The following is a 19,712-nucleotide window of genomic DNA, read 5'->3' as shown; positions in this document are numbered from 1 at the left end:
CTCCTCCTTGAGTCCCAGCATCTAGGTATAGATGGCTGTACCCAGGTAAACATCTAGGTACACTAAAAGCAACCCAGCTTGGGAGGTGATTTATGACACTGCTGCAGGGACCACTGGCCGACCGCGATGCCTGGTCGGCCGTGGGCGAGTGCGCGATCGAGAAGACGATGGGGCTGGTGGGCACCAAATCCGCGATGCTCATCATGCGCGAGGCGTACTACGGCACGACGCGCTTCGATGACTTCGCCCGCCGGGTGGGCATCACCAAGGCCGCCACCTCGGCGCGGCTGTCCGAGCTGGTCGAACTGGGGCTGCTGAAGCGTCAGCCGTACCACGAGCCCGGGCAGCGGCGTCGGGAAGAGTATGTGCTCACCGAGGCCGGCATCGACTTCATGCCCGTGGTCTGGGCGATGTTCGAGTGGGGCCGGCGCCATTTGCCGGGGCGCAATCGCCTCCGGCTCACCCATCTCGGCTGTGGCGCCGAGGCAAGCGTCGAAATCCGTTGCTCTGAAGGGCATAAGGTGGCGCCCGACGAACTCGGCATGCGGCTGGCTAAGTCTGGTTGAGCGCTTTCAGCAGCCGCCGGGCCGCGGCCACCCGGCTGGCGGCGGGGCCGGACAGGGTGTCGAGCGCGCATTCCGGGTCGGCCGGCGGCCCCATGTGCCCGCAGCCGCGCGGGCAGTCCTCGATCGCACCGGCCAGATCCGAGAAGGCCATCAGTACGTCGTCGGGCTCGATGTGCGCCAGCCCGAACGAGCGGATCCCCGGGGTGTCGATCACCCAGCCGGAGGTCGCCAGGGGCAGCGCGACCGACTGGGTGGAGGTGTGCCGCCCGCGACCGATGTCGGTGACCTCGCCGACGGCCCGTTCCGCCTCGGGCACAAGGCGATTCACCAACGTGGACTTGCCGACGCCGGAATGCCCCAGCAGCACCGTGATCTTGCCGGCCAGCAGGTCGGCCACCGCGAGCAGCGGATCGTCGCGGCCGGCAACCACCACCGTCAAGTCCAGGTCCACGAAATGCGAGGCGAACGGCTCCGGCGGGGCGAGGTCGGTCTTGGTCAGGCACAGAATCGGCTTCAACCCGCCGGCAAAGGCCGCGATGAGCGTTCGGTCGACCAGGCCGGTGCGCGGCGGCGGGTCGGCCAGCGCCACCACGATCAGCAGCTGGTCGGCGTTGGCGACCACCACGCGTTCGGTCGGATCGGTGTCATCGGCCGTGCGCCGCAACACCGTTCGCCGTTCCCCGCGCCGCACGATGCGTGCCAGCGTGTCCAGCCGCCCGGACAGGTCGCCGACCACGTCGACGTCGTCACCGACGACGATTGGGGTGCGGCCCAGTTCGCGGGCCCGCATCGCCGTGACCCGGCGATCGGGGTCCCCGCCGAGCACGCATCCCCAGCGGCCGCGGTCGACGCTGACCACCATCGCGGCCTCGGCGTCGGCGTGCTCAGGACGGGTCTTGGTGCGCGGTCGCGAGCCCCTACCGGAGCGGACCTTTACGTCGGACTCGTCGTAATCGCCGGGCCTCAAATATCGGACCCCAGCATGTGCGCCCAAAGCTGCGGAAACTCCGGCAGCGTCTTGGACGTCGACCCGATATCGTCCACCTCGACCCCGGCCACCCGCAGGCCGACGATCGCGCCCGCCATCGCCATCCGGTGGTCGGCGTAGGCGCGCCAGACGTCCGCGCGCAGCGGTGTCGCGGTGATCACCAGGCCGTCGGGGGTTTCGGCGCAGTCGCCGCCCAGGCGATTGATCTCGGCGCTCAGAGCGGCGAGCCGATCGGTCTCGTGACCGCGCAGGTGGCCGATGCCAGAGAGGCGGGACACCGATCCCGGCTTGGCCAGCGCGGCCAGCGCCGCCACCGCCGGGGCCAGCTCGCCGACCGCGCGCAGGTCGACATCGAAACCGGGGTAGTCGGCGGACCCCTGTACCTCGAGGAACGAATCCCCCTGGGTGACAACGGCGTTCAGCTTGCCCAACACGGCCAGGATCTGGTCGGCGGGCTGCACGCTGGCCGCGGGCCAGCCGGTGACGCGCACGGTCCCGCCGCTGACCACGGCCGCCGCCAGGAACGGAACGGCGTTCGTCAGGTCGGGTTCCACCTCCCAGTGCCGGGCCGCGACCGGGCCGGGGCGCACCCGCCAGCGGTTGGGCACCGAGTCGTCGACGTCGACCCCGGCCTGCCGCAGCATCACCACGGTCATCGCGATGTGTGGCGCCGACGGCAGCGTCGCGCCGGTGTGCTGCACGGTAAGTCCCTCGGTGAACGACGCCGCACACAGCAGCAGCCCCGACACGAACTGCGACGACGCCGATGCGTCGATGGCCACGGTGCCCCCGGCGACCGATCCGCTGCCGTGCACCCGGAAGGGCAGACCCGCGCCCTCGATCGGCACGCCCAGGCCGCGCAGGGCGTCGAGCAGCGGCGCGATGGGCCGCACCCGGGCCTGCTCGTCCCCGTCGAACTCGACGACCGCCTCGGCCAGCGCCGCCAGCGGCGGGACGAACCGCAGGACCGTACCGGCCAGCCCGCAATCCACACGCGCGTCGGGCCCGGGAGCGATCCGCCCGGCGACCGTCAGCTCGGAACCATCGCCCTCGACGCGCAGGCCCAGAGCGCGCAGCGCACCGATCATCAAATCGGTGTCTCGGCTGCGCAGCGCGCCGCTGATGGTCGGCGTGCCGTGGCCTTGCGCGGCCGCCAGCGCCGCCAGCACCAGCGCCCGATTGGTCTGCGACTTCGAGCCCGGAACGGTCACGGTCGCGTGCACCGGTTTCGGCGCGCTGGGGGCCGTCCACATACTCACCGGTCCATCATGGCGTGTCACCGGCTTCTGCCACCATGGAAGGTATGTGTGGACGGTTCGCGGTCACCACCGATCCGGCGCTGCTGGCCCAGAAGATCAAGGCGATCGACGAGGCCACCGGCGCGGCCGAAAGTGCCGGGGCGCCCAACTACAACGTGGCCCCCACCTCGACCATCGCGACCGTCGTGAGCCGGCACACCGACCCCGACGACCAGCCCACCCGCCGGGTGCGGCTGATGCGCTGGGGCCTGGTGCCCCCGTGGGCCAAAGCCGGTTCCGACGGTGCGCCCGAGACCAAGGGCCCGATGCTGATCAACGCCCGCGCGGACAAGGTGACCACGTCGCCCGCCTTCCGGTCGAGCGCCAAGTCGAAGCGGTGCCTGATCCCGATGGACGGCTACTACGAATGGCGCGTCAACGACGCCGTCGCGGGCAAGAAGTCGCGCAAGACACCGTTCTTCATGTACCGCGAGGATGGCGAGCCGCTGTTCATGGCCGGGCTGTGGTCGGTCTGGAAACCCGCCAAGGACGCTCAGCCGCTGCTGAGTTGCACGATCATCACCACCGACGCGCCCGGCGAGCTGGCCGAGATCCACGACCGGATGCCGCTGGTGGTCCCGGAGCGGGAGTGGGACCGCTGGCTGGACCCGGACGCCCCGGTCGACGAAAAGCTGCTGGCCCACTCGCCCGACGTGCGCGGCATCCGCATGCGCGAGGTGTCGACGCTGGTCAACAACGTCCGCAACAACGGGCCCCAGCTACTCGAGCCGGCCGGCCCGGAGCCCGAGCAGGCGACCCTGCTTTAGTTGCTGAGAACCAGCTTCCAGTTGCCGTTGACGTTGCGATCCGGCACACACCAGAAGTTGTTCCAGTTTCCCGGGGTGCTGGCCTTCACGCCGGGCCCGGCGTCCTGACAGGCCGCCCGCGTCGGGTAGTTGCCCTCGGTTTGAATCGTGTCGGCGTTGCCGGTGCCCACACCGATCGTCATCAGCCCGGAGAAAGCCAGCACACCGGCGGCGACAATCGTCGCGCCGCGGGATCGCTTCGTCGTCATGGCGCGAGCGTAACGCCGCGGACAGCATTCGGCCCGGTTTTCGCCGTGGCGCTGCGCCCGCACGGCTACGCGCGGATCCGGGCGGTGACCGCCCCCGTCAACCGGATCAGGTCCTGCGGTGAAACCCCGACGTCCCAGCCGCGCCGGCCGGCGCTGCAGTACACCCGATCCCAGGCCAGGGCGCCCGCGTCCACGACGGTCGGCAGGGCCTTGCGTTGCCCGAACGGCGACACGGCGCCGACGACGTAGCCGGTGGCGCGTTCGGCGGCGGCGGGCTCGGCCATGCCGGCCCGGGCCACCCCCAGCGCCGCGGCGGCCGCCTTCAGCGAGAGCCGGTCCGGCACCGGCAGTATCGCGACCGCGAGCCCGTCCGGCACCGCGACGACCAGGGTCTTGTAGATCTGCTCGGGCGCGATGCCGCGCTCCGTCAGCGCGTGCACCGCTTCGACGCCGAACGAGCGTTCCCGCCGATCGTGGTCGAAAGTGATGACCTCATGCGGCACACCGGCTTTCGTCAATGCGGCCAGCGCGGGCGTGGCGGCGCGAGCCACCGGCTTCTTCAATGGTCGTGACCCGCGGCGCCCGGTTCCGCCGGGCTTGCGATCACGACTAAGGACCCGAGTACCCCGGCGGGTTGACGCCGTCCACCCAGAAGTCGACGCCGAGCTGCCCGCCCGGCACGCAGTTGTAGACCGACAGGTCGGTGACGCCGGACTCCACCAGCACGTCCTCGCACAGCAGGGTGTTGCCGGTGTATTCGCGGGCGGGCTTGTTGAGGATGACGTAGGCCGCGTCGGAGTACACCTCGGGCTTGCGGGCGCGTCCCATCGCCTCGTCGCCGCCGAGCAGGTTCTGCACCGCGGCGGTGGCCACCAGCGTGCGGGGCCACAACGTGTTGGACGCGATGCCCGCCTCGCGCATCTCCTCGGCGATTCCCAAGGCGCACAGCGTCATGCCGAACTTGGCCATCATGTACGCGGTCGGCTTCAGCCACTCCTTGCCGAGCAACACGGGCGGCGACAGCGTCAGGATGTGCGGGTTCTGGGCGGCCTTCAGGTGCGGGATGCAGGCCTGCGACACGGCGTAGGTGCCCCGCACCTGGATCCCGTTCATCAGGTCGAACCGCTTCATCGGCACCTCGGTGATGGACCCCAGGTTGATGGCCGACGCGTTGTTGACGCAGATGTCGATGCCGCCGAATTGCTCGACGGTCTTGGCCACCGCCGACTCGACGGACTCCGGGTCGCGGACGTCCCCGACGATCGGCAGGGCCGCACCGCCCGCCTCCTCGAGCTCCTTGGCGGCGGTGTACACCGTGCCCGGCAGCTTGGGGTGCGGCTCGGCGGTCTTGGCGATCAGGGCGATGTTGGCACCGTCTTCTGCGGCGCGTTTGGCGATCGCCAGGCCGATACCGCGGCTGGCGCCGGAGATGAACATGGTCTTGCCGTTGAGGGACATGGCGTCACATTAACGTCCTGCCGCCATGGGCCCGATGGGGCCCGGAAATAGCACGTCCGTTAACGCTGTTAAACGAGGCGGTCTCTGATGTTATGTGGGCGCACCCGGGCAGACACTGTCGGTGGCAGCCTCTAGATTGGGAGGAGCGGTTTGGTGTCAGCGGCGACGAGCCTGTTGGACAGTCCAACGGGTGCCGAGCAGTTGGCTTGCTTTCTCGCAAGCCCGGTGGCGCTTTCAGTGCTGTCCGGCGACACCGCAGCAGAAGGGACCGGGGTTATCGACATGGCCGACACAGACGGCGCAACAGCACAGGAGATTCCCGATCCCGCCCCGCCGGAGACGGACGCCGAGCTGATGGCGCGCTTCGAGCGCGACGCGATTCCGCTGCTCGACCAGCTCTACGGCGGCGCGCTGCGCATGACGCGCAATCCCGCCGACGCCGAAGACCTGCTGCAAGAGACGATGGTGAAGGCCTACGCGGGGTTCCGCTCGTTCCGGGCCGGCACCAACCTCAAGGCCTGGCTGTACCGGATCCTGACCAACACCTACATCAACAGCTACCGCAAGAGGCAGCGCCAGCCGGCCGAATACCCGACCGAGGAGATCACCGACTGGCAGTTGGCGTCCAACGCCGAGCACTCGTCCACCGGGCTGCGGTCGGCCGAGGTCGAGGCGCTCGAGGCACTGCCCGACAACGAGATCAAGGAAGCGCTGCAGGCGCTGCCGGAAGAATTCCGGATGGCCGTCTACTACGCCGATGTCGAGGGTTTTCCGTACAAGGAAATCGCCGAGATCATGGACACGCCCATCGGGACGGTAATGTCACGGCTGCATCGCGGCCGACGTCAATTGCGTGGGCTGTTGGCTGACGTGGCCAAGGAGCGTGGCTTCAACCGCGGCCACCAGGCGCACGAGGAGGTGTCGTCATGAGTGAGTTCTCCAGCTCCGGCGACACGTGCCCCAACGACGACGCCCACGGCGCGGTCGGCTGTGCCGAGGTGATCCGCCAGGTTTGGCTCCTGCTCGACGGTGAATGCACCCCGGAGTCCCGGGACCAGCTGCGCCGCCACCTCGAGGCGTGCCCCGGCTGCTTCAAGCATTACGGCCTCGAGGAGCGGATCAAGGCGTTGATCGCCACCAAATGCAGAGGCGAGAAGGCCCCCGAGGGCCTGCGTGAGCGGCTACGGCTGGAGATCCGTCGGACCACCATCATCCGCGAGACGCGGTAGCGATCCTCAGGCGTTGGGCCGCTTGCCGTGGTTGGCTTTGCTGTGCTTGCGGTCGCGCTTCTTACGGCCACGCTTGGCCATGGGTCGAACCTCCGTTGAATTTGGTCGTTGATCCGGGCGCCCGGCGCCCGTCAGCCTGCCGGACAGTCTCTCACGAAAGACCCGCGCGGCCACAACGCCCCGTGCGCCGCGGTCCCGACCCCTCCTATGGTTCGATGTACGTGAGCCTGACGAAAGCTTGATGGACCAGCAGCCAGCCTGCGCGAAGGCCGAAATGAGTGGGGTGAAGATGGCCGAGGATGTGCGCGCCGAGATCGTGGCCAGCGTGCTCGAAGTCGTAGTGAACGAGGGTGACCAGATCGGCAAAGGCGACATCGTGGTGCTGCTGGAGTCGATGAAGATGGAGATTCCCGTCTTGGCTGAGGTCGACGGCACCATCAGCAAGGTGAGCGTCGCGGTGGGCGATGTCATCCAGGCGGGCGACCTGATTGCTGTGATCAGCTAGCCCGCGGAAAACTTTGGACCGTTCTATCTGCTGCCGGGGAATGGCCCGGGGAGTGAGTGATGTCGACTCTCGGTGATCTGCTTGCCGAACACACCGTGCTGCCGGGCAATGCGGTGGACCACCTGCACGCGGTCGTGGGGGAGTGGCAGCTGCTGGCGGACCTGTCGTTCGCCGACTATCTGATGTGGGTTCGCCGCGACGACGGCATGTTGGTGTGTGTGGCGCAGTGCCGGCCGAACACCGCGCCCACGGTCCTCGTCACCGACTCGGTGGGCAGTGTCGTCGCCGCCGACCAGCTGGCGCTCGTCGCCGAGACCTTCAACTCCGGCATCGCCCAGCGGGATGGCGATGCGGGCCAACAGGATTCGTGGCTGCCCGGCCCGCACGTCGAGGCGACCCCGGTGCGGTACGGCGGCCGGGTGGTGGCCGTGCTCACCCGGCATCAGACCGCCGTCGCGGCCGACCGCACGTCCGGCCAGCTGGAGACGGCATACCGGGAATGCGCCGGCGATCTGGTCCACATGCTCGCCGACGGCACCTTCCCCGACGTGGGCGACGTGGTCATGTCCCGCTCCACCCCGCGGGCGGGCGATGGCTTCATCCGGTTGGACGTCAACGGCGTCGTCGCCTATGCCAGCCCCAACGCGGTGTCGGCCTACCACCGGATGGGCCTGACGTCCGAGCTGGAGGGCCGCAACCTGGTCAAGGTGACCCGGCCGCTGATCTCGGACCCGTTCGAGGCGCAGGAGCTGGCCGAGCACGTCCTGGACCTGCTGGCCGGCGGCAAGAGCATGCGCATGGAGGTCGACGCCGGCGGCGCCACGGTACTGCTGCGGACGCTCCCGTTGGTGGTCGACGGCGCGAGCGCCGGTGCCGCCGTGCTGATCCGGGATGTCACCGAGGTGAAGCGCCGCGACCGGGCCCTGATCTCCAAGGACGCCACCATCCGCGAGATCCACCACCGGGTGAAGAACAACCTGCAGACGGTGGCGGCGCTGCTGCGTCTGCAGGCCCGCCGGACGGTCAACGCCGAAGGGCGCGAAGCCCTGATCGAGTCGGTGCGCCGGGTCTCGTCGATCGCGTTGGTGCACGACGCGCTGTCGATGTCCGTCGACGAACAGGTCAACCTCGACGAGGTCATCGACCGGATTCTGCCGATCATGAACGACGTGGCGTCGGTGGACCGGCCGATCCGGATCAACCGGGTCGGCGACCTCGGCGTGCTGGACTCCGACCGGGCGACGGCCCTGATCATGGTGATCACCGAACTGGTTCAGAACGCGATCGAGCACGCGTTCGATCCTGCGGTCGAAGAGGGATCGGTGACCATCCGCGCCGAGCGTTCGGCGCGCTGGCTCGACGTCGTTGTCCACGACGACGGCCGCGGGTTGCCGGAAGGCTTCAACCTGGAGACGTCCGACAGCCTCGGCCTGCAGATCGTGCGGACGCTGGTGTCGGCGGAACTCGACGGCACGCTGGGCATGCGCCAAGCCCCGGCTCGCGGCACCGATGTGGTGTTGCGGGTGCCGATCGGGCGGCGGGCCCGACTGGCCATCTAGGCGTTGTGCGCCTTACACAACAGTGCGGCCCCGACTCTCGTCGAGGCCGCACTGTTTGCTCTGACTGAGTCAGACTCCGCTACGGGCCTTCGTCCGGGCATTGCGACGCTTGAGTGCGCGCCGCTCGTCTTCGCTCATGCCGCCCCAGACGCCCGAGTCCTGGCCGGTGTTCAGGGCCCACGACAGGCAATCCGTGGTCACCGGGCACCGATTGCAGACCAGTTTCGCGTCAGCGATCTGCGCGAGCGCCGGGCCGCTGTTCCCTACCGGGAAGAACAGCTCCGGGTCCTCGTCGCGACAGACCGCCTTGTGGCGCCAATCCATACGTCCTACTCCTCACTGAGTGCGCAGCAAGGCGCACGGCCAATTTTCTTCGGCTGTTAACGCGTGCACAAGAAAAGGGTCCGTACCCCTATCTAAATTCCTGCATGCAACCTTTTGATCGTTTCACAGGCCCAACAGATGTCAATAGCCCCGAGTTCGCTCGTGGGCTATCTCACTTCGATCGATCCGTAGTCGAGCCATTACTCCGTTGTACTACACTCACCGGCCACTCACGAGGAAAAACTTCGTCGCGTGGCCCGCGGACGCTTCGTATGCGCAGCTCAGAACGTGTTTTTCTGGGGAGGTGCTACCACCGCCAGCGCGTCGGGTACCGCTTTGAACGTCATGCTTTCGCGCACGCCGAGGTAATCCCCGTCGAACTGGCAGGCGACCGGGCCGCCGGTCGAGGTGACGCGCAAGCAGGGCACGTCGTCCTCGGTGACGAGGTGGTCGAAGTCGAACTTGGGCCGCTTGGCGAACATCTGCCGCACGATGCGAAGGGTGGGGATCGTTTTCATGCTCTTGGGTGCGAACACGCCCAGCCCGGACTCGAAGCTGCAGCCGGGATTGGTCCACACTGGCCGCTCGTTGGCGAACGTCCACGGGCTGGAGTTGGACACGAACGCGAAACTCACCCCCGTAATGGGTTCGCGACCGGGCAGTTCAAGGGTGAGCATCGGTTCGCGGCGCGTGTAGCCCCACACGGCGGGCACCGCCGCGCGAATGTAGCGCCAGGCCGTCACCTTGCCGCCCTTGTCGCGTTCGGCCTCGACCGCGGCCACCACCTCGGCGTCGACCCCCATGCCGGTGTTGAACACGGCCCACCGCTCACCGCAGTCGATCAGGCCGATCCGGCGCCAGGTGTGGTGGTGGCGATAGTCGTCGAGGAGCTGGATGAGCTGGTTGGTGGCGGCCACCGGGTCCCGCGAGATCCCCAGCGACCGCGCCAGCACATTCGCCGAACCGCCGGGAACCACCGCGACCGCCGGCATCGGGCCGGTGTCCCCCGAAACCGCGCCGGGACGCCCGAGCAGGCCGTTGACCACCCCGCTCACCGTGCCGTCACCGCCGTGCACCACGACCAGGTCGACGCCGTCCGCGACCGCCTTCTCGGCGAGTTCGGTGCCGTGACCGCGGTGGCTGGTGTGTTCGACGGTGAGCTGCAGGCGGCTCTTGAGCGCGTTCGCCAGCAGGTCGCGACCGGCCGGGGTGGTGGTGGTGGCTGTGGGGTTCACGATCAGCACGGCGCGCATGAAGCACGAGCTTATGCGGGCCGGTTAAGGCCACGCTGTGGGGAACTCCTCGCCGGCCGGGGTGACTACGCTGACGAGGGTGACAGCTTTCCGCCGCAACCCAGGGGCCGCTCCAGCCGCCGTGCGCGGCGCTGGGCTCCTCGTGGTGGTGCAAGGGCTGGCCGCGCTGGTGGTGGCGGCGGTGCTGGTGGTGCGCGGCGTTGCGGGCGCCGACCAGCGCGTGGTCAACGGGTTGGGCACGGCGGTGTTTTTCGTTCTGGTCGGGGCGGTGGTGCTGGCCGCCGGACGGGCGCTGATCCTCGGCAAGCGCTGGGGGCGCGGGCTGGCCGTGATCACCCAGCTGCTGCTGGTGCCGGTGGCGTGGTACCTGACGGTGGACTCGCACCGGCCCGGCTTCGGGATTCCCGCCGGCATTGTGGCGCTGAGCGTGTTGGGCCTGCTGTTCAGCCCCGCGGGCGTGCGGTGGGCCGCCGGCGATCAGCGCGATTCCGCCAGCTCGGCCAACCGGGGGCCGGACAGCCGATAGGTGGTCCACTCGCGCTGGGGTTCGCCGCCGACGCCGTCGTACAGCGTGAGGGCGCCGGCGTTCCAGTTCAGCACGGCCCAGGACAACCGCGTGTAGCCGTGGTCGAGGCATTCGGCCGCCAGCGTGGCCAGCAGCGCGCGGGCCAGGCCGCGGCGGCGAAATCCCGGCCGCACGAACAGGTCTTCGAGGTAGATGCCCGCCACGCCGTCCCAGGTGGAGAAGTTGAGAAACCACAGCGCCATCGCGGCGATCTCGCCCTCGACTTCCGCGACGTGCCCGTACACCGTCGGGGCTGCTCCGAAAAGTGCTGCCGCAATTTGCTTTTCGGTGACCGTGCATTGCTCGGCGGCGTGTTCGAATTCCGCCAGTTCGTGGATCATTCCGGTGATTGCGGCGGCGTCTTCCGGCGCGGCGCGGCGAATGGTCATTGCTCGACGTCCAATGCGTTGAGAATCGTCGCGAATTTCGTTGTTGTTTCCGCGAGTTCTTCGTCGGGGTCGGATTCGGCGACGATGCCGCCACCGGATCGTGCGAGCGCGGTGCGGCGGTCCGCCGACAGCTGCGCGCAGCGGATCGCCACCACCCAGCGGCCGTCGCCCCGGGCGTCGCACCAGCCGACCGCCCCCGCGTAGAACCCGCGGTCGCCTTCCAACTCGGCGATGAGCTCGACCGCGGCCTTGGTCGGCACCCCGCCGACCGCCGGGGTGGGATGCAGCGCCAGGGCCAAATCGATTGCGGTGGTGGACGTATCGCGAAGCCGGGCGCTGATCGGTGTGCACAGGTGCCACACCGCCGCGGTGCGGCTCAACTCGGGCTCGGCGGCGATCGTCAACTCGTCGCACAGCGGCTCGAGGGCGGCCCGAATGGTTTCGATGACCAACTGGTGCTCGTGCCGATCCTTGGCCGAACCGGCCAGCGCGGCGCCGTTGGCGGCGTCGACGTCCGGGTCGGCGGCGCGGGGCGCCGAGCCGGCGAACGGCCGGCACGTGACTCGATCTCCGTTGCGCGCCACCAGAAGCTCCGGGCTGGCGCCCACCAGCGCCACACCCGCGTAGTCATCGCCTGCGGCGGTCAGGTCGACCAGATAGCCGTAGGCGGCCGGGTCGGCGGCGATGAGCCGGCGCAGGATGACGCGGGCGTCCAGGGGGGCGTCGGCGACCAGCCGCAGCGCGCGGGACAGCACCACCTTGCTCAGCAGGCTGTCGGGGGCGGTGAGCTGATCGCGGGCCCGGCTGATGCGGCGGCGGTAGTCGGCCGGCGATGGGTCGGCGGCGGCGATACGCACCGGCGGCAGCGGGCCGGTCGGCCAGTCGGGCGGGCCGTCGGTGCGTCGCACCGCGTCGGGCGTCAGCAGCGCTGCGGGCCGGTTCACGTCGAAGGGCAACGCGCCCAACACTATTGCGGCTGAGCCCGATCGCAGCGCGTCCTGCGCCGCCGCGACCTCGCGGTAGCGCTCCCGCACGCCCTCGGCGACCAGGGTCTGCTTCGGTCCGCACAGCGCGAACGGCGATTGGGCGCTCACCCGGGTTTTATCGCCTGCGGCTGGGCGGTCAATCCGAGCGCGGCCAGCTGTCGCACGCCATGCTCGAAACCGCACACCGCGATGGAGCCGGCCAGCATCCAGAAGCGGCTGCCCTCGACGAGCGGCAGCTCCACCCAGCGGGTGATGACCGAACGGGAGAAGTGGCTGTGCCCCACGAACACCACGTCGCGCGAGCTCATGTGCTCCAGCGCGAACGCGACCGCCCGATCGGCGCGGTCGCTGACCTGCTGCACGCTTTCGCCACCGGGACAGCCGTGCGTCCAGACCAGCCAATCGGGCACCTTTTCGTGGATCTGCGGCGTCGTCAACCCCTCGTAAGAGCCGTAATCCCATTCGGCGAGCAGGGGAGAGACCTCGTCCACGGCGAGGCCGGCCAGCTTCGCTGTGGTCAGGGCGCGGATGCGCGGGCTGCTGATCACCAACGGGTCGGTGAGGTTCAGTTCTCGCAGGACGCGGCCGGCCAGCTCGGCCTGGACGCGGCCGGTGTCGGTCAGTTCGAGGTCGGTCCGGCCCGTGTGCTGGCCGGATTTCGACCACTCGGTCTCGCCGTGGCGGAGCAGGACCAGTCGATGATTGTGCAAGCCCATATCGACCGATTCTGCCGGACGACATGCCGGGCACGTCGGCCGCAGCGCGTGGCGAGCGAACGTGCCAGGATGGGCACTGTTGACCGCATGGCAACGATGCAGAGGGGAGAGCCGCGCCTATGGCTGCTAAGACCCGGGTACTGGCAGTGGCCAACCAGAAGGGCGGGGTAGCCAAGACGACGACGGTCGCCTCGCTGGGCGCAGCGATGGTGGACGAGGGACGCCGGGTGCTCCTGGTCGACCTCGATCCGCAGGGCTGCCTGACCTTCTCGCTCGGTCAGGATCCCGACAAACTCCCGGTGTCGGTGCACGAGGTGCTTCTCGGCGAGGTCGAGCCGAATGCCGCGCTGGTCACCACCATGGAGGGGATGACCCTGCTGCCGGCCAACATCGACCTGGCGGGAGCCGAGGCGATGCTGTTGATGCGCGCCGGCCGCGAATACGCGCTCAAACGCGCGCTGGCCAAGCTCTCCGACGACTTCGACGTGGTCATCATCGACTGCCCACCGTCGCTGGGTGTGCTCACCCTCAACGGGCTGACCGCCGCCGACGAGGTGATCGTGCCGCTGCAGTGCGAGACGCTCGCGCACCGGGGAGTCGGCCAATTCCTGCGCACGGTCGCCGATGTCCAGCAGATCACCAACCCGGAGCTGCGGCTCCTCGGCGCGTTGCCGACGCTGTACGACTCGCGGACCACCCACACCCGGGACGTGTTGGTGGACGTCGCCGACCGCTACAACCTGCCGGTGCTGGCCCCGCCGATACCGCGCACAGTGCGTTTCGCCGAGGCCAGTGCCTCGGGGTCGTCGGTGATGGCCGGGCGCAAGAACAAGGGCGCGTCGGCTTACACCGACCTGGCGAAGGCGTTGCTCAAGCACTGGAAGACCGGCAAGCCGCTGCCGACGTTCGCCGTCGAGGTGTAGCGGCTTTGATTGCGCGCCTAGGGCTTTGAGCGCCTACGGCGCGGCACGCCAGCATGTCGCCGCCCTGTACACACGCGCAACGCGCTGAGCGCGCACGGCAGGCGGCGTCAGCCCAGGGCCGTCACGGTGTCGCCCCGCTGCTCGAACACCTGGGACCCCGCGACGGCCGGGACCACCGCCCGTCCGGGTGTACTCGGCGCCCGGTTCACCGGGATGTAGCGCTCGTTGGCGCCGCTGACCGGGTCGTAGACCCCGATGGCGCCGGTGACCGGCACCAGCAGACGGCCCGCCATCATCGCGCCCGGGCCCAACGGTGCCGTCGTGGAGCCCGCGGCGATGGTGTAGCGCAGCGACAGGTTGCCCGTCTCGAAGACCATGACGGAATCGCCGGTCCACCAGGTGATCAGGCTGCCCGCGTGCGACACGGCACCGGGGCTCGTCGGCGGCTTGGGCAGCAGTGTGCTCGACACGGTGGTGCCGGTCTCGTCGATCACGTCCACTCGGGGCTGCGGGGACGGCAGGTACACCGCTGTGTTGTTCTCCCAGACGGCCAGCACCCGGGCGCCCGAATCCGCCGTGATCCCGGGTTCGGCCACGATGCGCTGCTGGGGTTCGTCGTCGTCCTTGCCCGGCCGCAGCAGCACGAGCCGCAGGTCGGCCTGGTTGGCGCAGCCCTCCAGCACCGACACCGCCGACGAGCTGGCCGCCGCCGAGACCAGCTTGCAGCCGGAGTGCAGCCCGCGTGCGGAGGGCTTGACGCGGGCGTCCGTCTCGCCGTACGCGACCATCCGGACCATGTCGGAGCGCCACAGCTCGAGCCGGGTGCCGCCGGCCGCCAACACGGTCGTGCCGTCGGACGACAGCTGCACGTGCGGGTCGGCGTAGCCGCTGCGGGCAGGCCCGCGGCGACCGGTGGACCCGTCAAGCGTGCTCGCCTGCCCGCACCCGCGGTCGTCCCGGTAGACGGCGACGGCGTAGTGGTAAACCCAGGAGACCCCGCACAGGTCGGCGTCGCGCTGGTAGCTCCACCGGGACTGGCCCGAGGCGGGGTCGCGGCCGTCGACCCGGCGGCCGTCGCCGGTGACGACCGTCCCGCCGACGGCCACGGGTGCGGTGGTGGCCGGACTGGATGCGGTCCACAGCTCCTTGAGCGCGGCCGGGACCTGTCGGGCCGGGGTCGGGTTGGGCGCCGCAACGGCGGCCGGCCGGCTGATGGTGGCCCGGGCGTCGCTGGTCCACCAGATCAGCGAGGCGACGGCGACTACCGCGACCGCTATCGCCGCGGCGGCCAAGACGTCGCCCTTGGTCCGGCGTTCGGGTCTGACCATCCGCGGGCGGGCGACTCAGCTGGCGTTTGCGCCGGCTTCGGCGGGCTTGCGGCGCCGACGGCGGCGGCGGCTGGTCCCGCCGTTACCGGGCGCTTCCGCGGCGGCTTCGCCGCCGGCGGCGCCGGCCGCGGCATTCCCGCCCGAATGTGCGGTGGTGGGTTGGCCGCCGCGGGTCCGCCGCCGCGGCGCGCCGGAGCGGGCACGCCCGGACCGGTCCGCCTTCTGGCCGTCGCGCTCGCTGGTGCGGCGCTGGCCCTGCGGCTTCTTCGGCGAGCCGATGGCGCTGCCCGCTTCGGCCGGGATGCCCATCTCTTCGTAGAGGTGCGGCGAGTTCGAGTAGGTCTCGGCGGGTTCGGGGGTCTCCAGGCCCAGCGCCTTGTCGATCATCGACCAGCGGGGCAGCTCGTCCCAGTCCACCAGGGTGACGGCGATGCCGGTCTTGCCGGCGCGGCCGGTGCGGCCGATGCGGTGCACGTAGGCCTGTTCGTCCTCGGGGATCTGGTAGTTGATGACGTGGGTGATGTCGTCGATGTCGATGCCGCGGGCGGCCACGTCCGTGGCGACCAGGACGTCGATGTCGCCGCTGCGGAAGGCCTTGAGCGCCTTCTCGCGGGCGATCTGACCGAGGTCGCCGTGCACGGCGCCGACCTTGAAGCCGCGCTCGGCCAGTTCGTCGGCGACCTTCTGGGCGGTGCGCTTGGTGCGGGTGAAGATCATCGTCGCGCCGCGGCCCTCGGCCTGCAGTATGCGGCTGACCATCTCGACCTTGTCCAGCGCGTGGGCGCGGTAGACGAACTGCTCGGTGGTGTCGTGCGTGGCGGCCGAGTGCGGCGCCTCCGCCCGGATGTGGGTGGGCTGGTTCATGAAGGTGCGGGCCAGCGTGATGATCGGGCCCGGCATGGTCGCCGAGAACAGCATGGATTGCCGGTCCTCGGGGATCTGACGCAGGATGCGCTCGATGTCGGGCAAAAAGCCCAGGTCGAGCATCTCGTCGGCCTCATCGAGGACGAGCATGGACAGCCCGCCGAGCTGCAGGTGGCCCTGCTGGGCCAGGTCGAGCAGGCGGCCGGGGGTGCCGACCACGACGTCGGCGCCGGCCTGCAGCGCCTCGAGTTGCGGCTCGTAGGCCCGCCCGCCGTAGATCGAGACGACGGACAGCCGCCGGCCCTCGTCGGCGGTGAGGTACTTGGCCGCGGCGGCCAGGTCCTCGGTGACCTGAAGGCACAGTTCACGGGTCGGGACCACGACCAGGGCCCGGGGTGTGCCGTTGAGCTCCCGCACGCCGACTCCGGACGTGATGCGGTTGAGCAGCGGCACGCCGAAGGCGAGGGTCTTGCCCATACCGGTGCGGGCCTGGCCGATCACGTCGTCGCCGGCGAGCGCCAGCGGCATGGTCAGTTCTTGGATCGCAAAGGGGCGTTCGATGCCCTTTTCGGCGAGGGCGCGGACGATTTCGTCGCGAACGCCGAGCTGGGCAAAGGTCAATTCAGTTGTGCTGGTGAGTTCGCTCATGCGTGGGTAGTAAGCCTTTCGGTGACGTATCGGTTTGTGTCGGTGTTTCTCTGTCGCGGTCACGCGCGCACGAGTTCCGACTCCGAATACGTCGCCGAGTCGCGGGCCCCTGCCCAATCTGGGCCGGCCAGCTGTGCACGCACATTTCGCCGATAGCGGCTTGGGAAAAGAAATACAACCGCTACCTACATACATGATAGCCGGTCGACAGCTGGCGCCCCGTTAGCGCCGGGTCCGCCGACTACAGTGTTGCCATGACCCGGCCCTCTTGCCAGCCTTCCGAAGCCGAACTGGAAGCCGACCAGGTGGACGATTCGCCCGCCCCGCGTCTGTCGGCCGACCACCCCGGCGTCAACGAGTTGTTCGCGGTCTTGGCATACGGCGAGATCGCCGCGTTCTATCGGCTCACCGACGAGGCGCGGATGGCCCCGGACCTGCGCGGACGGATTTCCATGGCCAGCATGGCCGCCGCCGAGATGCAGCACTACGAGCTGCTGCGCGACGCCCTGGAAAGCCGGGGCGTCGACGTGGTGAAGTCGATGTCGAAGTACGTCTCGGCGCTGGAGAACTACCACCGGCTGACGATGCCCAGCACGTGGCTGGAAGCCCTGGTGAAAACCTATGTCGGCGACGCCCTGGCCGCCGACCTGTACCTGGAGATCGCCGACGGGCTACCCGACGAGATCGCCGACGTGGTGCGGGCGGCGCTGTCCGAGACGGGGCACTCGCAGTTCGTCGTCGCCGAGGTGCGCGCCGCCGTGACCTCCAGCGGCAAGCAGCGCAGCCGGCTGGCGCTGTGGTCGCGCCGCCTGTTCGGCGAGGCGATCACGCAGGCTCAGTACTTGCTGGCCGACCACGACGAGCTGGTCGACCTGGTGATGTCGGGCGCCGGTGGCCTGGGCCAGCTCAACGCGTTCTTCGAACGGTTGCAGCACACCCACGACCGGCGGATGCACGAACTGGGTCTGAGCTGACGTTCAGCCGTGATCGCAAGCGCGGCGCAGCCGGGCGCAGCGGGTCACGGCCATCGGACCCAGCCGTGATCGCAAGCGCGGCGCAGCCGGGCGCTGGGGGGCACCCCCGCGGAGCTGGGGGACGGGTCACTCAGCGCGCGCAGGTCGCCAGGCTCGCGTTGGTGGTCGATGCGGCCACCAGCTGACCGGCGGCGTTGACGATCGAGCAGTTGAGCCGGCCGTAGAAGCTCGTCGCGACGACCGACGGGTTCTGGACACTCGGACTCAAGATCACCGCCTTGGTCCACGGCAGCGAGACGTTGAACTCGGTCTGGGAGTAGCCGTTCCCGTCCGTGTAGACGATGTTCACCAGGTCCAGCAGTTGCTTGCTGCCGGTCACGCTGTAGACGACGGTGCGCGGGTTCAGCGCGGCCGGCGGGGGCGTCAGCGTCAGGGGCGGAGCGGCGGTGGGCGTTCCCGTCGGCGCCAGGCTCGGCGACGCGCTGGGCGTGGTGACGGTGGTGACCGTTTCGGGCGGCAACGGCGTGCCTGAGGGGCGGGGCTGGGCGCTGGGCGGGACGGAGCTTCTCGTCGTCGCCGGCGCGGACGTCACCGGTTGCGGAGCCGGTGCCACGGTCGCCTTCGTCGAGGCGCTATCGCCGCTGTTGATGATGACGGCGGTCGCGATCGCGCCGACGGCCACCACGGCGCCGAGGATCGCCGTGACCGGACGCCAGCGAAGCTCGGCCGGCCAGCCGGTCCAGGTGTAGTCGCCCTCGGGGTAGGCGTCGGCTCCGTAGAGCTCATCGGTCTGGTCTTCGGGGTAGTCCCGGACCTCGTCGAGATCGGCCAGTGTGGTACCCATGGGGCCGAAGGTAGCCATGTGAAAGCACGAACCGGGCTGCGGACCCGGGTCTGGGCCCAGTCGCAAGCTAATCGTTATCTGCTCGCGACCGATGTTTCGCTGAGCGCGAACCGCATGCCGGGGGCTGTCGCCGCACCGGGCCCGCCGCGTCAACTAGCCTGCAGCTGACAAGCCTGTCGACTTCAATACCTACGGAAGGGGTGACCGTGGAGGTCAAGATCGGTATTACGGACAGTCCGCGTGAGCTGGTCCTCGCCAGTGCGCAGACGCCGGCCGAAGTCGAAGAGCTGGTCAGCGCCGCGCTGGGTGAGGGACCGGGCCTGCTGAGGCTGAACGACGAGCGGGGGCGTCGCTTCCTCGTGCACACCAGCAAGATCGCCTACGTCGAGATCGGCCCCGCCGACGCGCGCCGGGTCGGCTTCGGCATCGGCGCCGAAGTCGGAAAGCTCACCGGCAAGGGCGCTAAAGGCGAGTAAGCGGCACGTGTGACAGCCCGCCCCAGGCGAACGCGACGGTGCCCTCGACGGCGTCCGCCTTCGAGATCGGGCGGTCGGAGTCGAGCCAGTAGCGGGCGCAGTCGACGCTGATGCCCACCAATCCCACCGCGATCATGCGGGCGCGGTGCGGGTCGAGCCCCGAGTCCTCGCTGATCAAGGCGAACACCGCGTCGATGCACGATTCGGTGGCGACGCGCACCTGCGCGGCCACCTCGGGTTCGGTGACGTAGTCGTTCTCGAAGATCAGCCGGTAACCCTGGCTGTCGTGCTCGATGAAGTCGAAGAACGCCTGCACCGCAGCGTGCAGTCGCCGGCGGTTGTCGGTGGTGGTGTTCAGTGCCTGCTGCACGCCCGAGACGAGGTTTTCCACATGCCGGGCGAGCACGGCCAGATAGAGCTCGAGTTTGCTCGAAAAGTGTTGATACAGAACCGGTTTGCTAACCCCGGCCCGGTCGGCGATCTCGTCCATGCCGGCCGCGTGGTAGCCGCGATCGACAAAGACGTCGCTGGCGACGATGAGCAACTGACCGCGACGCTCATCGCGGGGCAACCGGTTGCCGCGCCGGCTCGAAGCCGCGATGCCGTCCCCGGGCCGACTGCGGTCGGTCGATTTGACGGCACGCCGCGCCCCGGCCTTGGCGAGTTCGCTCATCGAGTCCTCATCTGATGTGTCGGCAACCGGCCGCCGGCACCACTGGCCGGCCGCGCTCGGCTCGTTGCGAGAGACATTACTACCCGCGTCGTCCCGGTGACCGTCGTCGCCGCCGTCGTGGCTGGCAGATT

25 protein-coding genes are annotated in these 19,712 nt (G+C 69.4%); 10 read left to right on the top strand and 15 right to left on the bottom strand.

The annotated features are described in order from the left end of the window. Window positions 1-92 precede the first annotated feature (92 nt). Window positions 93-566, top strand: a complete 474-nt coding sequence (locus A5773_RS17225; RefSeq protein WP_066956186.1) for a helix-turn-helix domain-containing protein — start codon at window positions 93-95, stop codon at window positions 564-566. On the opposite strand, the gene rsgA is transcribed toward A5773_RS17225, so the two are convergent. Together rsgA and aroA are read right to left on the bottom strand one after the other, a co-directional pair. Beyond that, a complete protein-coding gene (gene rsgA, locus A5773_RS17220) occupies window positions 553-1,533 on the bottom strand; it encodes a ribosome small subunit-dependent GTPase A (RefSeq protein WP_066956183.1) in 981 nt (326 codons plus the stop codon). The genes A5773_RS17225 and rsgA overlap by 14 nt on opposite strands. Beyond that, on the bottom strand, window positions 1,530-2,813 hold the full coding sequence (aroA, locus tag A5773_RS17215) for a 3-phosphoshikimate 1-carboxyvinyltransferase (protein ID WP_156744867.1): 1,284 nt from the start codon (window positions 2,811-2,813) through the stop codon (window positions 1,530-1,532). The genes rsgA and aroA overlap by 4 nt, the downstream gene beginning before the upstream one ends. A gap of 44 nt (window positions 2,814-2,857) precedes the next feature. Between aroA and A5773_RS17210 the strand changes: the two genes are divergently transcribed. Beyond that, window positions 2,858-3,619, top strand: coding sequence for an SOS response-associated peptidase (locus tag A5773_RS17210; protein ID WP_066956178.1), 762 nt, complete (start codon window positions 2,858-2,860; stop codon window positions 3,617-3,619). Here the strand turns inward: A5773_RS17210 and A5773_RS17205 are convergent. From A5773_RS17205 to A5773_RS17195, 3 genes are all read right to left on the bottom strand, one after another. After that, window positions 3,616-3,867, bottom strand: a complete 252-nt coding sequence (locus A5773_RS17205) for a hypothetical protein (protein ID WP_066956297.1) — start codon at window positions 3,865-3,867, stop codon at window positions 3,616-3,618. The two genes, A5773_RS17210 and A5773_RS17205, sit on opposite strands and share 4 nt — an antisense overlap. 65 nt (window positions 3,868-3,932) lie before the next feature. Then, a complete protein-coding gene (locus A5773_RS17200) occupies window positions 3,933-4,418 on the bottom strand; it encodes an aminoacyl-tRNA deacylase (protein ID WP_067791734.1) in 486 nt (161 codons plus the stop codon). Window positions 4,419-4,476: 58 nt separating this feature from the next. Then, window positions 4,477-5,325: an NAD(P)-dependent oxidoreductase gene (locus tag A5773_RS17195; RefSeq protein WP_066956172.1), complete on the bottom strand. Its 849-nt coding sequence runs from the start codon at window positions 5,323-5,325 to the stop codon at window positions 4,477-4,479. Window positions 5,326-5,607: 282 nt separating this feature from the next. Here A5773_RS17195 and A5773_RS17190 point away from each other — a divergent pair, with 282 nt between their 5' ends. Both A5773_RS17190 and rsrA read left to right on the top strand, forming a co-directional pair. Continuing rightward, window positions 5,608-6,255: a sigma-70 family RNA polymerase sigma factor gene (locus A5773_RS17190; RefSeq protein WP_066956169.1), complete on the top strand. Its 648-nt coding sequence runs from the start codon at window positions 5,608-5,610 to the stop codon at window positions 6,253-6,255. Beyond that, entirely contained in the window at window positions 6,252-6,554 is a 303-nt protein-coding gene (gene rsrA, locus A5773_RS17185; protein ID WP_066956166.1) for a mycothiol system anti-sigma-R factor, read from the top strand. Before A5773_RS17190 ends, rsrA begins: the two co-directional genes overlap by 4 nt. A gap of 6 nt (window positions 6,555-6,560) precedes the next feature. On the opposite strand, the gene A5773_RS26775 is transcribed toward rsrA, so the two are convergent. Beyond that, window positions 6,561-6,635: a 50S ribosomal protein bL37 gene (locus A5773_RS26775; RefSeq protein WP_011728008.1), complete on the bottom strand. Its 75-nt coding sequence runs from the start codon at window positions 6,633-6,635 to the stop codon at window positions 6,561-6,563. 208 nt (window positions 6,636-6,843) lie between these two features. On the opposite strand from A5773_RS26775, the gene A5773_RS17180 reads away from it, so the two are divergent. Next, window positions 6,844-7,059, top strand: coding sequence for a biotin/lipoyl-binding carrier protein (locus A5773_RS17180; protein ID WP_066956294.1), 216 nt, complete (start codon window positions 6,844-6,846; stop codon window positions 7,057-7,059). 59 nt (window positions 7,060-7,118) lie between these two features. Further along, on the top strand, window positions 7,119-8,618 hold the full coding sequence (locus A5773_RS17175; protein WP_066956164.1) for a sensor histidine kinase: 1,500 nt from the start codon (window positions 7,119-7,121) through the stop codon (window positions 8,616-8,618). A gap of 69 nt (window positions 8,619-8,687) precedes the next feature. Here the strand turns inward: A5773_RS17175 and whiB1 are convergent, their stop codons facing one another. Together whiB1 and A5773_RS17165 are read right to left on the bottom strand one after the other, a co-directional pair. Next, window positions 8,688-8,942 carry a transcriptional regulator WhiB1 gene (gene whiB1 / locus A5773_RS17170; RefSeq protein WP_007168139.1) on the bottom strand — a complete coding sequence of 85 codons (255 nt, stop codon included), beginning with the start codon at window positions 8,940-8,942 and terminating at the stop codon, window positions 8,688-8,690. Window positions 8,943-9,223: 281 nt separating this feature from the next. Further along, window positions 9,224-10,195, bottom strand: a complete 972-nt coding sequence (locus tag A5773_RS17165) for a diacylglycerol kinase family protein (RefSeq protein WP_067264258.1) — start codon at window positions 10,193-10,195, stop codon at window positions 9,224-9,226. Window positions 10,196-10,274: 79 nt separating this feature from the next. Here A5773_RS17165 and A5773_RS17160 point away from each other — a divergent pair, with 79 nt between their 5' ends. Beyond that, window positions 10,275-10,721 carry a hypothetical protein gene (locus A5773_RS17160; RefSeq protein WP_156659677.1) on the top strand — a complete coding sequence of 149 codons (447 nt, stop codon included), beginning with the start codon at window positions 10,275-10,277 and terminating at the stop codon, window positions 10,719-10,721. On the opposite strand, the gene A5773_RS17155 is transcribed toward A5773_RS17160, so the two are convergent. From A5773_RS17155 to A5773_RS17145, 3 genes are read right to left on the bottom strand one after another with little or no spacing between them, the layout of a single operon-like run. Then, complete coding sequence (locus tag A5773_RS17155; protein WP_066956156.1) at window positions 10,673-11,149, bottom strand: GNAT family N-acetyltransferase; 477 nt, start codon at window positions 11,147-11,149, stop codon at window positions 10,673-10,675. The two genes, A5773_RS17160 and A5773_RS17155, sit on opposite strands and share 49 nt — an antisense overlap. Further along, a complete protein-coding gene (locus A5773_RS17150; protein WP_066956153.1) occupies window positions 11,146-12,243 on the bottom strand; it encodes an isochorismate synthase MenF in 1,098 nt (365 codons plus the stop codon). The genes A5773_RS17155 and A5773_RS17150 overlap by 4 nt, the downstream gene beginning before the upstream one ends. Further along, complete coding sequence (locus tag A5773_RS17145; RefSeq protein ID WP_066956150.1) at window positions 12,240-12,851, bottom strand: acid phosphatase; 612 nt, start codon at window positions 12,849-12,851, stop codon at window positions 12,240-12,242. The genes A5773_RS17150 and A5773_RS17145 overlap by 4 nt, the downstream gene beginning before the upstream one ends. A gap of 119 nt (window positions 12,852-12,970) precedes the next feature. On the opposite strand from A5773_RS17145, the gene A5773_RS17140 reads away from it, so the two are divergent. After that, the gene (locus tag A5773_RS17140; protein ID WP_066956147.1) at window positions 12,971-13,774 is read left to right on the top strand and encodes a ParA family protein; all 804 of its coding nucleotides are present in this window, start codon (window positions 12,971-12,973) and stop codon (window positions 13,772-13,774) included. Between the two features lie 107 nt (window positions 13,775-13,881). Here A5773_RS17140 and A5773_RS17135 read toward each other — a convergent pair whose 3' ends face one another. Beyond that, window positions 13,882-15,102, bottom strand: a complete 1,221-nt coding sequence (locus A5773_RS17135) for a hypothetical protein (protein ID WP_067791732.1) — start codon at window positions 15,100-15,102, stop codon at window positions 13,882-13,884. Window positions 15,103-15,117: 15 nt separating this feature from the next. Then, on the bottom strand, window positions 15,118-16,614 hold the full coding sequence (locus tag A5773_RS17130; protein WP_067791730.1) for a DEAD/DEAH box helicase: 1,497 nt from the start codon (window positions 16,612-16,614) through the stop codon (window positions 15,118-15,120). A gap of 254 nt (window positions 16,615-16,868) precedes the next feature. On the opposite strand from A5773_RS17130, the gene A5773_RS17125 reads away from it, so the two are divergent. Further along, a complete protein-coding gene (locus tag A5773_RS17125; protein ID WP_067791728.1) occupies window positions 16,869-17,588 on the top strand; it encodes a ferritin-like fold-containing protein in 720 nt (239 codons plus the stop codon). Between the two features lie 130 nt (window positions 17,589-17,718). Here the strand turns inward: A5773_RS17125 and A5773_RS17120 are convergent, their stop codons facing one another. Then, on the bottom strand, window positions 17,719-18,432 hold the full coding sequence (locus A5773_RS17120; RefSeq protein WP_067791726.1) for an MmpS family transport accessory protein: 714 nt from the start codon (window positions 18,430-18,432) through the stop codon (window positions 17,719-17,721). Between the two features lie 206 nt (window positions 18,433-18,638). Between A5773_RS17120 and A5773_RS17115 the strand changes: the two genes are divergently transcribed. After that, the gene (locus A5773_RS17115; RefSeq protein WP_066956290.1) at window positions 18,639-18,908 is read left to right on the top strand and encodes a DUF3107 domain-containing protein; all 270 of its coding nucleotides are present in this window, start codon (window positions 18,639-18,641) and stop codon (window positions 18,906-18,908) included. On the opposite strand, the gene A5773_RS17110 is transcribed toward A5773_RS17115, so the two are convergent. Next, the gene (locus A5773_RS17110; RefSeq protein WP_066956131.1) at window positions 18,895-19,581 is read right to left on the bottom strand and encodes a TetR/AcrR family transcriptional regulator; all 687 of its coding nucleotides are present in this window, start codon (window positions 19,579-19,581) and stop codon (window positions 18,895-18,897) included. The genes A5773_RS17115 and A5773_RS17110 overlap by 14 nt on opposite strands. Window positions 19,582-19,712: the final 131 nt, after the last annotated feature.

This window comes from Mycobacterium sp. 852014-52450_SCH5900713 (assembly GCF_001667075.1).
In the GTDB taxonomy this organism is placed as follows: domain Bacteria; phylum Actinomycetota; class Actinomycetes; order Mycobacteriales; family Mycobacteriaceae; genus Mycobacterium.
The sequence above is the reverse complement of the archived record's forward strand: the minus strand, read 5'-3'. Positions and strand labels throughout refer to the sequence as shown.